The organism is Massilia violaceinigra (genome assembly GCF_002752675.1).
GTDB lineage: Bacteria > Pseudomonadota > Gammaproteobacteria > Burkholderiales > Burkholderiaceae_D > Telluria_A > Telluria_A violaceinigra.
Map to the genome: position 1 here is coordinate 4,275,766 of NZ_CP024608.1, position 12,622 is coordinate 4,288,387.

At 62.9% G+C, this 12,622-nt stretch carries 10 protein-coding genes and 1 pseudogene; all 11 read right to left on the reverse strand.

Annotated features, from left to right (window positions below):
- Window positions 1-212: 212 nt before the first annotated feature.
- The 11 genes and pseudogenes from CR152_RS19050 to tssB all read right to left on the reverse strand — a co-directional run bounded on the left by CR152_RS19050 (window position 213) and on the right by tssB (window position 12,607).
- A complete protein-coding gene (locus tag CR152_RS19050; protein WP_099877148.1) occupies window positions 213-974 on the reverse strand; it encodes a PP2C family protein-serine/threonine phosphatase in 762 nt (253 codons plus the stop codon).
- Window positions 968-2,428: a type VI secretion system-associated FHA domain protein TagH gene (gene tagH / locus CR152_RS19055; RefSeq protein WP_099877150.1), complete on the reverse strand. Its 1,461-nt coding sequence runs from the start codon at window positions 2,426-2,428 to the stop codon at window positions 968-970. Before tagH ends, CR152_RS19050 begins: the two co-directional genes overlap by 7 nt.
- 12 nt (window positions 2,429-2,440) lie before the next feature.
- Window positions 2,441-2,941: a TssQ family T6SS-associated lipoprotein gene (locus tag CR152_RS33660; RefSeq protein ID WP_167399919.1), complete on the reverse strand. Its 501-nt coding sequence runs from the start codon at window positions 2,939-2,941 to the stop codon at window positions 2,441-2,443.
- Between the two features lie 109 nt (window positions 2,942-3,050).
- Window positions 3,051-5,662: pseudogene (tssH, locus tag CR152_RS19065) on the reverse strand (type VI secretion system ATPase TssH); the annotation flags it as partial.
- Window positions 5,655-6,731, reverse strand: coding sequence for a type VI secretion system baseplate subunit TssG (gene tssG, locus CR152_RS19070; protein WP_099877156.1), 1,077 nt, complete (start codon window positions 6,729-6,731; stop codon window positions 5,655-5,657). The pseudogene tssH and the gene tssG, both read right to left, overlap by 8 nt.
- Window positions 6,728-8,596, reverse strand: a complete 1,869-nt coding sequence (gene tssF, locus CR152_RS19075) for a type VI secretion system baseplate subunit TssF (RefSeq protein WP_099877160.1) — start codon at window positions 8,594-8,596, stop codon at window positions 6,728-6,730. The genes tssG and tssF overlap by 4 nt, the downstream gene beginning before the upstream one ends.
- Complete coding sequence (gene tssE / locus CR152_RS19080) at window positions 8,596-9,156, reverse strand: type VI secretion system baseplate subunit TssE (protein WP_099877163.1); 561 nt, start codon at window positions 9,154-9,156, stop codon at window positions 8,596-8,598. Before tssE ends, tssF begins: the two co-directional genes overlap by 1 nt.
- Window positions 9,149-10,033: a type VI secretion system accessory protein TagJ gene (locus CR152_RS19085; protein WP_099877167.1), complete on the reverse strand. Its 885-nt coding sequence runs from the start codon at window positions 10,031-10,033 to the stop codon at window positions 9,149-9,151. Before CR152_RS19085 ends, tssE begins: the two co-directional genes overlap by 8 nt.
- A complete protein-coding gene (locus CR152_RS19090) occupies window positions 10,033-10,509 on the reverse strand; it encodes an Hcp family type VI secretion system effector (RefSeq protein WP_099877172.1) in 477 nt (158 codons plus the stop codon). Before CR152_RS19090 ends, CR152_RS19085 begins: the two co-directional genes overlap by 1 nt.
- A gap of 45 nt (window positions 10,510-10,554) precedes the next feature.
- Window positions 10,555-12,063: a type VI secretion system contractile sheath large subunit gene (gene tssC / locus CR152_RS19095; RefSeq protein WP_099877175.1), complete on the reverse strand. Its 1,509-nt coding sequence runs from the start codon at window positions 12,061-12,063 to the stop codon at window positions 10,555-10,557.
- On the reverse strand, window positions 12,056-12,607 hold the full coding sequence (gene tssB / locus CR152_RS19100; RefSeq protein WP_099877178.1) for a type VI secretion system contractile sheath small subunit: 552 nt from the start codon (window positions 12,605-12,607) through the stop codon (window positions 12,056-12,058). The genes tssC and tssB overlap by 8 nt, the downstream gene beginning before the upstream one ends.
- Window positions 12,608-12,622 lie beyond the last annotated feature (15 nt).

A 12,622-nucleotide genomic window follows, 5' to 3' on the forward strand; every position in this document is an offset into this window, starting at 1 on the left:
TTATCCGGTGACGCTCGAACTGAAATAAATGTGGGCCGCGCGATATTCTATAAACTAAAATCTGATACGTAATATTGCAATTATTTTAATTGGCGAACTATGCTAACGTTATTGAAGCAGCCCGGTCAATAATGTTTCCCAACGTTTTGAATATATTAATTTGGTCATTAACAGGTAATATAAATATCGTATGGTTTGCAATCGATCGCTTATCAACCGCCATGCGCGCGGGTGACCAATTGCGGATCTCCGACCCATACTCCCAGCGCTGAATAGTTGTCTTGCGTGCCGTTGCAATCGCTGCGTTGACGCACTTGCTCGGCAAGCAGGGTGATCCAATCTGTCACATTGCCTGCCACTTGCAGGCAGCGGTGCATCGCCGCGTCATCGAGCCCATTCCACAAGCCGTCGGTGCACAGCAGATAGGCATCGCCGTCTTCAAGCGTGCAAGCCACTCCAGGCTCGATGGTGTCGGTATCGGCCTGGCCCAGCGCGTGGCTGAGCAAATGCGCCTTGTCCGGGCTGCAGGACAAGCCCGCCTGTTGCAGTTGGGAGGCCAGGCTGTGGTCTTGCGTGCGTCGCACCAGATGCCCGCGCCGGAACAGGTACAGGCGGCTGTCGCCGACATGAATCCACTGCGCCATCCGTTCGCGCCGGTCGATAAACAGCGCCACCATGGTCGCTGCCATGCGCGCCCGTTCGGGATTGCGCCGTTGTTCCGCGACGATGGCCGCGTCGGCGGCATCCACGCTGCCGTGCGTCATCGCTTGCAGGCCGACCGATTGCTTGTCGTCGAGTTGCTGCAAGGCCCAGTGCACCGCCAACCTGGATGCGATGGCGCCGCCGGCCTGGCCACCCACGCCGTCGCTGATCACAAAGCAGGCGTCGTTATCACGCACGCGAAAACCCAAGGCGTCTTCATTGCTGGTGCGGCTGCCCCGATGCGAGCATTGCGCCGTGGTCAAAGTCAGCATGCCTGTTGCATCCTCTGTGCGCGGTAGAGTTCGACTTCGGCGTCGTAGGCGGACAAAAATACCTGCCCAAACACGGTATGGAAGTCTTCCTCCACGGCGGTCACCGCCGCCTGGTGCAGCGCGCGATAACGCACCCACGCGCGCCCGTCGCGCCCCTTTGGCATCAGGCGGTCGTACCAGACGTCGGCGCCCATCTGCTTGTCCACCACTTCCGGACTGAAATTGCGTAACAGCTGATTGAGCGCGGCGCGCATGCCCGCCAGCATGCCCATCTGGTGGGCTTGCAAGTCATGGAAGGTATCGTCGACGGCGCGCTCGGACGTCATGAAGCCGGAAAACGGTGGCCCGAACATTTGTTTGAGTACGGTCTGGGCGTCCGGCAGCAGCTTGAGCGGATTGTTTTCCTTGTCGAGCATCATGGTCAGCTCTGCCTTGACTTCACGCTTGATGATCGTGCGGCTGGTCAACAGGTTCATGGAGCCTGCGACCAGTTTGCTCAACAGGCGACCGGCCTGATGAAAGTGCGCTTGGGTCAAGGTGCCTTCATTTGGCGTAAAGCCGGCGCCATCCAAAAACGCCGCGACCATGCTTGCTGCGTCCGCCGGTGGCGGCGCCGCCATTTGGATAGGCGGCGAAGCAATGTCAGCAGCGAACCGGCCTGGCGTGGGTTCAGCTTGCACGCCGCTGGCAAGGGATCGACCAAACAAGGAGCCGGTGTCGAAGGGGGCGCCAGCCGCATGTTCTTGTTGCACCAGTTCCAGCAGCGCAGTGCTGGTGTCGGGCAGGGCGCTGGCACTGTCGGCGAACAGATTGCTGTGCGATTCCGCGCCAGGGTTGGCAAAGAAATCGAGCGGATCGACCGACGGATTGCTCAGCGTCGCAAGAGCGTCATCCGGCAAGGGCACGTCTGGCGCTGCCGCCTGCACGACCGCCAGCGGCGCTGACACGGGCGCTGTGGCCGCAAAGTGCCTGGCGCTCGGCGCTGGTGCAAAGTCGGACACAAGGTTGTCCCAGAAAGAGTCGTCGGGAGCGACCGTCGCCGCTCGCGGGGCTGGCGCCGGTGCGACATTGACCGGATCAATCTTGATTGCGTCCTCCACCTCGGCCACAGTGGGCACCTGGCTGGCGCCGGTATCAACCACCTGCGCGTCGCCAACCCGCAGCAGATACAAACCAATCCGCACCTGGTCGCCATCCTGCAGGCGCCAGGGCCGGTCGCCCGTCAATGCCGTGTCGTTCACTTCCACCGGGCAGACCGTACTCAGGTTGGCCAGATAAGTACCACTGTCATCGATGCGCACCGATGCCTGCAAGCGCGAAATCTGCCTGGTGTCATCGACCAGCACCAGATGGTTGTCCGCGCCCCGGCCAATGGTTGCGCCAGGCCGGGAGAAGTCCTTGCTGACCGGCGGGCGTAGCGGCTGTCCGGCGTGTTCGAGGATGGTCAATCGCATGCGTGTTCCTGATTATGGCTTGGCTGGAAGTGCGGCTTTTTTGCGGGCGGCATCGAACGCCGGCCCCCACATCGGATGCGAGCGCTCGGCTTCGGGCAACTGAAAGCCCGGATCGAGCAGCATCACGCGCTCCGCTTCAGCATTGCAAAGCGCGGTTTTCTTTGTGATGCAGTAGCTGAACGCCAGGAGTTTGTGCGCCTGGACTTGCGTTGCGGCGCTCGAAAAATCGATCGCCTTGCTGGTGTTCAGGTGAGCGATGACTGCCTTGAAGTCACCGGCGGCAAATTGCTTGTTTGCTTCCGCAATGGCAGCCTGCGCGCGCTGGTCCATTCCGTTCAATATCACTGCTGCAGGCCGGGCGGCTGGCTCGGGAGCGGCAACCGGCACGGTGGCAGTGCTGGCGCATGCGCTTAGCCAGAGCGGGGCACTGATCGCCAACGCCGATGCGCCGGTTCTGACAACAGCGGCTCTGAACATCGATATCGGAAGGCGAACGTTAACAAGTCGGTTCATCAAAAAATCTTTCGTAATAGGTGAGGCAATGTCAGTGTGGGAGTGCCGACAGTTCGACGTCCAGGTCGTCGGCCCGCGCGGTCGGGGTGGCCGGCGCAGCGTGCGCATGCTCGAAGCGATACGTGAACTCGCCTCCCTGCGCGCCGATCGTCACACCCGTCAGCTTTTCGGGCGCCGACAAGCGCAGCAGGATTTCGCGGCTGATGTGCGGCAGCACCGTCTGGGTCAATACCGCGTCGACCATGCGCCCGCCGGATTCGAGCTGGGTGCAGCGTTGACCGAGCAGGGCCACGGCGGCGTCTTCATAGATGAACACAATGCGATGGTTGGCCAGCAGGCGGCTGCGGATGCGATCGAATTGCAGCGCGACGATACGCGCGAGCATGCTGTCCGACAGAGGGAAGTACGGCACCACCGACAGGCGACCGAGCAAGGCGGCCGGGAACACTTTCAGCACGGCTCGCGCAGCGCGCCGGCCAGCGCATCCACGTCCGGCATCAAGTCCGGGTCCTGGCAAAGGCGCATCAAGAGATCGCTGCCGACATTCGAGGTCAGGATGATGACGGTGTTCTTGAAGTCGATGTAGCGGCCTTCGCCGTCTTCCATCCAGCCCTTGTCGAACACCTGGAAGAAAATTTCGTGCACATCCGGATGGGCTTTTTCGATTTCATCGAGCAGGACCACACTATACGGACGCCGGCGCACCGCCTCGGTCAGCACCCCGCCTTCGCCGTAGCCAACATAACCTGGCGGCGCGCCTTTCAAGGTGCTGACGGTATGAGCTTCCTGGAATTCGCTCATATTGATGGTGATGAGATTCTGCTCGCCGCCGTACAGCGTTTCGGCCAAGGCCAGCGCGGTTTCGGTCTTGCCGACGCCGGACGGACCGGCCAGCAGGAACACGCCCACTGGCTTGTTCGGATCGTCCAGACGTGCGCGAGCGGTCTGCACGCGGCGCGCAATCGCTTCAAGCGCATGCTGTTGGCCGATCACGCGCTGGCCCAGCGTGTTGGCCAGTTCCAGCACCGCTTCGACGGCGTCGCCGACCATCCGTCCGACCGGAATGCCGGTCCAATCCGCAACCACTGCCGCCACTGCATGGGCGTCCACCGCGGTGTGGATCAGCGCTTGTTCTTCCTGATGCAGTTCCAACTGCACCAGTACCGCTTGCAATTCGGTCAGGCGCGCTGCGCGCTCGCCGGGAGCGGCCGCCTGCAAAGCTTCGCGCAGGGTAAATATTTTCTCCGCCATCAGCTTCTCGGCGTGCCAGCGCGCGCTGATGGTGTCGAACTCGTGCTGCTCGGCGGCGATGCGCCGGGCCAGTGGTTCAAGGCGACTGGCATCGCCGGCGCCGACATTGCATTCATTGGTCACGATGTCCTGTTCAACCAGCATGGCGTCGATCCGGCGCCGGCAGTCTTCCAGCATGGGCGGCTGGCTGTGCTGGCTCACTGCCACGCGGGCGCAGGCGGTGTCGAGCAGGCTGACGGCCTTGTCCGGTAACTGGCGCGCCGGAATGTAGCGGTGCGACAGCGCCACCGACGCAACGATGGCATCGTCCAGCAGCAGCACGCGGTGGTGGGTGGCCAGCTTGTCAGCCAGGCCACGCATCATGGTGACGGCGCGCGCCTCGTCCGGTTCTGCGATCTGCACGACCTGAAAACGGCGGGTCAGGGCGGCGTCTTTTTCAATGTATTTCTTGTATTCGGCCCAGGTGGTGGCGCCAATGGTGCGCAGTTCGCCGCGCGCCAGCATGGGTTTTAACAGATTGGCGGCGTCGCCGGTGCCGGCCGCGCCGCCAGCGCCGATCAGGGTGTGAATCTCATCGATGAACAAGATGACCGGACGGGCGCTGGCCTGCACCTCGGTGATCAATTCGCGCAGGCGTTTTTCGAATTCACCTTTGACGCTGGCGCCAGCTTGCAGCAGACCGATGTCAAGCAGCAGCAGGTCGACGTCGCGCAGCGGCGGCGGCACGTCGCCGTTGGCAATGCGCTGCGCGAGGCCTTCCACCACGGCGGTTTTGCCGACCCCGGCTTCACCGGCCAGCAGCGGATTGTTCTGGCGGCGACGCAGCAGCACGTCGACCATCTGGCGAATTTCTTCATCGCGTCCGGTAACAGGGTCGATCTCGCCAGCACGTGCGCGTGCGGTCAGGTCGACCGTGTAGAGCGCGAGGGCCTTGCCGCTTCCGGCTGGGGGCAAGCTGTCGAGGGGGCCGGCTGCGGCGGTGGTCGCCGCTTGTTCCGGCGAGCCGGACAGGATCTGGTCGAAGCTGCTGGACAGTACGTCTGGCAAGACCCGCTCGAACTGACGCGAGATACCGATCAGCACATGGCGCAGGCTGCCGGTTTTTAGCAAACCGAGCAACATATGCGCGCCACGAATCTTCTCGGCGCCGAACGTCAGGCTGGCGTAGACCCACGCGCGTTCGACGGCTTCGTCGATATGGCCGGACAGGTCGCTCACGGCGCCCACGCCACGCGGCAACCGGTCCAGCGCTGCCAGCAAGTCGCGCGTCAGCTGGTCCTGGTCCAGATTGAAGTGGCGGGAGACGTGCTGCAGATCGCCGTCAGGCGCCTGCCACAGCTGGTGGATCCAGTGTACCAGCTCGACGTACGGATTGCCGCGCAGGCGACAGAATGCGGTGCCGCTTTCGAGTGCCGCGTACAGCATGGGATTGAGCTTGCCGAACAGGGCCAGGCGGCTGATTTCAGACATGAAGTGTTCCTCGTTGAAGGTGAGAGTTGGCGCGCGGCGCGCCACGCTTGCTGGCCGCGCGTGCCGTGTAATCGATAATGAGGTGTGCGCTCGCTGCGCGCGGTGTGCCTGAAGGCCGTCTCCCCAGCCACGTCGACAGGCCGAGCGGCTGCATCTGGCTCAGCGCCGCCATCGGCTGCTGGTCGTCGGCCAGCAGCAGCTGGACATCCCAGCTCAAATCCATGCCGACAAATTCGTGGACCCATTCGACCAGGGCGGCGACATGTTCGCCGCCCGGCAAAAAGCGTTTGTAGTCGTCCAGGGTCAGCGGCCCCAGTACCAGCCGAAAGCGCGACTGGGCGTCGCGCACGGCCACGCCAAGCGTGCTGCCTCGGCCAAGCCCCATGCCCGCGCTACCGAGCGCCATGCGGTCTGCATCGGCCAGCCTGACCCAATGCGTCACATGCTCGATGACGTTGACCGGGATCTCGAAATAGCTGTGCAAGATGGCCCGCAAGCCTTCCGGATTGCGGCTTTGCCGGCCCAGATGGCCAGCCTGGCAGTAGCGCGCATGCAGACCGATGGCGCCAGGCCGTTTTTGTGCCGGCAGTCCCATGCCCAGCAGGCTGGCCAGATGCGCATCGAAACGCGCCTCGCCCGGACGATCCAGCGTGGCGGTCACCTGGCTATCGGCCCATGCCCGGTAAAACAGCGTAATGAGGCGATGATGAAACAGGTCGGCAAAAGCGACCAAGGTCGGATCGGCCGCCATGCGCTCGCGTTCACGCGCGTATTCGGTCAGGTGCAGCGGCAGCGGGCCGTTCGGTCCGAACAAGCCGAAGCCGTAAATGCTCAGTTGCGCCGCGCGGCCGTCCTCCTCGCGCAGGCCGGCGATCGAGGCGGGCGCAAAGGCGAGCGATGCCTGTTGCGCCAGACGCACCGGTTCCTCGGCCGGGTGACCGGTCCGGCCCAGCAACTGCGCGGCGCCTGCGCGCGCGTCGATCCAGCGCAGCAGCGCGAACAGATCGTGTTCGTACGGCGCCTCGCGTAGTTGCCGCCACGGCGCCTGATCGGTCCAGGCCGCGTTCATAACAGCGGCCTGTTGCCCAGGCGGGCCGGCCAGCTGGCGATCCGGCCCCGATTGCCGCTATGGAGTTCCAGCTCGGCGAACAGATTGATCGACACGTAGCGTGCGAAAAACTGTTCCAGCACCGCGCCGAACAGATACGGACTGTCGCCGGAGAATGCCTGCTCATCGACGGTCACGGCGATTTTCACGCCGCGGCCATGAACAGGCGGGCCAGGCTGGGGCAGGCGACGGAACACCGGTTGGTGTACCACCGAACGCACGCCTTCGACCTGGCGCTGCAATCCCGCCTGGCTGTCGTCCAGATACAGGCCCAGCAATTGACGCAGAATCGCCGCGCCTTGCTCGCCATCTTGCTCGAACAGGCCCTGGTGATTCAGGCCGAGGTGGCTGATCAGCTGCCAGGCCAGCTTGCCATCGGCCAGCGGCGCCTGGGGACGTGAAGGCGCGCGTACTGTCGTGATCGCACCAACCGGGGCGGAGACGTTCAGCGTGAAGTCGCTGTCGCCGCCGGTACTGAGCAGCAAGGCCAGGTCGCGGTTGGTGCACAGCGTATCGACCGACAGTTGGCGCAGCGTGTCGGCAAACGGCGCCTCGTGCTGATCGACCAGCGAAATATAGACATCGCTGCCGTTATACGAGGTGCGCGCCCCATGCTGGCGGGCGCGCTGTGACAGAAGGCGTGCTTCGCGCCGCAGGCAGTAGTAGGCGCCATGGTCGCGCGCATCGCGTGCGAACGAGGCATGAAATGGCCGGAACTGGCGGTCGTCGCCGCTGCCGTGACCAAGCATGGACGTCACGCTATGGACTTCAAAGTCCAGTGCCTTGCTGCGGTCGACCAGCAGATGGTATTCATTGACCTTGGGCGTGACCAATACCCGGTCCGCGCGCTTCGGAAACAAATTCACCACCGGCGTGCAATGCATGGCCAGGTCGCCCGTGCCAACCAGGCGCTCAAGCGTTGCGTCATCCTGGTCGAGCAGGATCGTTATTTCAACCTGCGTGCCGGTCACGCCGCGCAAGGCGCGCTGCAAGCCGGCGATACTGAAAAACAGCAGACGGGCAGGGTAGGCAAAATACTCCTGCAATATCCGGTAGCCCTGGAAGTGGCGCTGGTCGTCCGGCAGGAGGGCTTGTTCCATATCGAAGCCTTCATGGCGCACGGCGCTGGCGTCGAGCACCTCGCCCCATGGCCGGTAGGCTCCATTGCCGCTGTCGGTTTGCCGGCACAGCACGGCGACGGTGTGACCCGCCACCAGTTCCAGCAAGCGCAGGGCGCGCTGCTCGGGACCGGCCAAATGGAAAGTGAGCTTGTCGAGCGGCGACACTTCGCAGCGCTGGCCGCCGCCAAACTGCAGATTGATGCGCAGCGCGGCCATGGCCAGGTTGCGCAAGCGTGCCGGCACATCGCCCGGTGCAGGGCCGAAACGCACCTGGTCCAGGGTCAGCGGCCACAGTGTGACGGCGTGGCCGGTGCGAAACTCGCAGGCAGTCTGCTCACCGCGCGCCAGACCGGCGCGCAGCGAGGTTTTGGCCGGCAAGGTGAAGCCCGACGCCAGGCTGCCCACGGTCAGGTCCGGCTGCAGTTGCACGACCGCCATGGACGGCGTCGGCGCCAGATAGCCAGGATAGATCGACGTCAGCAGCTGCTCGGTAAAGCGTGGAAACTGCGCATCCATTTTCAGCTGCACGCGCGCCGTCAGGAAGCTGAAGCCTTCCAGCAAGCGCTCGACGTAGGGGTCGGCCACTTCAATGCCGTGCATGCCCAGGCGGCCAGCGACCTTGGGAAATTGTTCCGCGAATTCCGCGCCCATCTCGCGCAGGTAGCTCAGTTCGCGGTTGTAGTAGTCCAGCAGCCGTGCATCCATCAGTCGGCCACCAGGTTGTGCAGTTTGGTGTGGCCGGTTTCGATGTCCACGTCGGAACGCACCAGAAACTCCACCGGATACGGTTGCGACCATAACTGGGCGCGGATCTCGAACGCCAGTTCGTTGTGCAGCGACAGGCTGTCCGGATCGGATACGCAGCGAACGTGGAGCGTGTCCGGCAGCAGGCGCGGCTCGAATTTGAGAATCGCGCGGCGCAGGCTGCCGGCCAGTTCCTGGCTATCGAGCTCGGACAAGTGCTTGCCCGACAGCGGAAGGATGCCGTAATTAAGCACCGAGCGATGCACCTGCGGGTAAGCCTCAAGATCGACGTCGGCAGCCATGGCCGTGCAATTGAGCAGCCAGACCAGGTCACGCATGACGGCGCTGCGCAGGGCCGCACTGGACGTGCCGGGCGGCTCCATTTCGATGCGTTGCAGCCGATCGTGGTCGGTCAGGCGTTCCAGCAGGGCCGGGCGCAGACGGTCGCGCGCACCCAGGCGCAGGCGCTCGGCGTCGTCGTGCCGCCCGTGGAGGGGGACCTGATTGCCTGATTTAAACATTGCCAACCTGCGCGTCGTCAACGTCGAAAACAATCTCGGCGATATCAAGCAGGGCGTATTCACCCTGGTCGGTCACCAGCATGCGCTGGCCGATGCCCAGGTACTGGTCAGAGCCCGCCAGCGGCAGCCATTCGGTATAAGCGGCGGTCAGGATTTTTTGATCGCTCACGGCGGCAGGCAAGGGGTAACGCACCGGCAAAGCCGCGTGGATTTCCTTGCCGCTCACGGGATTGATTTCGCTATGGGACCAGACCAGCGCACAGCGGCTGGTCGGCGGCACAAAGCGAAGGCGCTGTACCTGGCTCAGCGGCAGCCAGAGATAGCGCTCGCCTGCGAACATTTCGAGCACTGGGCCAAGGCGGCCGTCGCCATCGGCCAGCCAGGCGAACGGGACAAGTGTGTCGCTGCCGTGCAGCCGCAGGTACCCGCTGCGCGCCGGCAGTTCGGCCATGGCAGCGGCGCGCAATGCGCCAGCCTCGGCATCGCTACCGAGTGCGTCGAGTTCAAGGGCGTCGACCAGGCGTTCCACTGCCGCATCGGCTCCGGAGACGTCGGGCCGCCGGGCACCGGCGAACACCTGCGCGCGCACCAGTTCGGCAGCGAGCGGCCGCAGGTAAATCCCCGCGAGCGAATGGGCGTTCGGATTGAGTTCCAGCGTCATCTTGAGCGCCGCTTGGGCACGGAGCCAGTCACCACGCAATGCCAGCACCTGGAACAGCTGCGCCCGCAAGTCCGCGTCTTCCGGCTTGCGCCGGATGCGCTCCTTGAGCTGCGCATGTTCTTCATCCAGACTGGCTACGTCAGCGATCGCGCTTTGATTCATGTTCCACCTTTGAGAAGGGGTTCGTCGAGCTTCGGCTCGATGAACCCCGAACATTACATTTCGATGTTGTCGGTGATGTTCCAGCCCATTGGGCTGCTGGCGCCGTTGCCTTGCTTGTCGGTATAAGCCTGACGCACTTTTGCAGCCTGGAAGCCATAGTTCATGACCAGACGCTCAAGCGTGTCTTGTGGATCGACGCCGACGATTTGCGCCGACGTCACCAGCACATCTTCCAGGGTGACGACGCAAAACTCTTTCTTCGTGCCGGTCGATTTGCATACGTGGACAATCACGCTGCCGAGACGCAAACCGCTTGCGCAGTGCTTGATCAAGGCCGGGGTGGCCTTGTCCATGAAGGCGACTACTTGCAGGTCATTGAAGCTGGCGCGGCCCGCGCCGCCACCGACGACCATGCCGCCCGGCTGGCTGGCGCCCCATGAGAACGATTTGATGTCGCTCCAATCCTTGTGCTTGTCATCGGTTGCTTCGCCGGTGACGCCAGTTACTTTCATAAACATCATTGCTGCCATGTAAAACTCCTAAATTGAGAAAAGACTTGCAGGGTTGGTGCTTGCTTAGCCATCCACTTTCTTCAGCGACGGCAATTTCGATACCAGACGCAGGGAGACGGTCAGGCCTTCCAGCTGGTAATGTGGACGCAGGAAAAACTTGGCGGCGTAATAACCTGGGTTATCGGCCAGTTCTTCCACTTGGACTTCGGCGGCGGCCAGCGGCTTGCGCGACTTTGTCTCCTGCGACGAGTTGGCCGGATCGCCATCGACGTAGTTCATGATCCAGCTGTTGAGCCAGCTGGTCATTTCATCGCGGTCCTTGAACGAGCCGATCTTGTCGCGCACGATGCACTTCAGGTAGTGCGCGAAACGGCAGCAGGCGAACAGGTAGGGCAAGCGGGCCGACAGGCGCGCGTTGGCCGACGCGTCGGCGTCGAAATACTCGGCCGGCTGCTGCAGCGATTGGGCGCCGATAAACGCGGCAAAGTCAGAGTTCTTCCGGTGCACCAGCGGCATGAAGCCGTTCTTGGCCAGTTCAGCTTCACGGCGGTCGCTGATGGCGATTTCCGTCGGGCACTTCATGTCCACGCCGCCGTCGTCGGTCGGGAAGGTGTGGCACGGCAGGTTGTCGACCGCGCCGCCCGATTCGACGCCGCGAATCGAGGTGCACCAGCCGAATTGCTTGAACGAGCGATTGATGTTGACGCCCATGGCGTAGGCCGAATTGGCCCAGGTATAACGCTCGTGCGATGCGCTGTCGGTGTCTTCTTCAAAACTGAATTCATCCACCGGATTGGTGCGCGCGCCGTAGGGCAGGCGACCGAGGAAGCGCGGCATGGTCAGGCCGATGTAGCGCGCGTCTTCCGATTCGCGCAGGCTGCGCCAGGCGGCGTATTCGGTGTTCTGGAAAATTTTGGTCAGGTCGCGCGGGTTGGCCAGTTCCTGCCAGGATTCCATCTGCAGCACGGTCGGGGCGGCGGCGGAAATGAACGGACAGTGCGCGGCAGCCGAGATGCGCGCCAGTTCCGCCAGCGTTTCAACGTCCTGCGGGCTGTGGTCGAAGTAAAAGTCGCCGATCATGCTGCCGAAAGGCTCGCCGCCGAACTGGCCGTATTCTTCTTCGTAGACTTTTTTAAAGAGTGGGCTCTGGTCCCACCCCACGCCCTTGTGGCGTTTCAGGTTACGTGCCAGTTCTTTTTTCGAGATTGGCAACACGCGGATCTTCAGCAGTTCGTCGGTTTCGGTGTTGGTGACCAGATGATGCAGACCGAGCCATGCGCCTTCCAGCTGCTGGAAGTCGGCGTGGTGCAAGATCTGATTGATCTGCTCCGACAGCTTCAGGTCGATCTCGGCGATGATGGCCTGGATCGAGCTGTAAGCGTCCGACGACATCGTCACCGTGTGCGCCAGCGCTTGCTGGGCCAGCGTGCGCACGGCGTTTTGCACCGCGTGGTTGGCTTGCTCGCTCTTTGGCTTGAATTCCTTTTGCAGCAGCAGCGCAAAGTCGCTTTCGGCGCTGGTGCTCTGGGCGGGCAGGGCGCTCGGTTCCAGCAGGGCGGAAAAATCATTCATGTGCGTCTCCCTGCACGGCCGCAGGGCCGGTAGCGATGTCATTGGCCGGCCGGGCGGCCAGGCTGCCGAGCAGTGCCGGATTCTTGAGCACCTTGTTAATCAATTCCTCGGCGCCGCTCTTGCCGTCCATGTAGGAAAGCAGGTTGGACAGCTGGGTGCGGGCGTCGAGCAGCTGCGCCAGGGAATCCACATTGCGCGCCACATTGGCCGGCGAGAAGTCGTCCATGCTGGCGAAGGTCAGATCGACTTGCAGCATGCCTTCGCCGGTCAGCGTGTTGGGTACCTGGAAAGCGGTGCGCGGTTGCAGCGACTTCATGCGTTCATCGAAATTGTCGATATCGATTTCCAGGAATCTGCGCTCTGCCAGGTCTGGAAGCGGGTTCAGCTGCTTGCCGGCCAGGTCGGCCATGACGCCCATGACGAACGGCAGTTGTACCTTGCGTTCGGCGCCATATACTTCGACGTCGTATTCAATCTGCACGCGCGGTGCACGGTTGCGTGCGATGAATTTCTGGCCGCTGCTTGCGGGCCGTCGGTTAGCCATGGAAATAACTCCTTG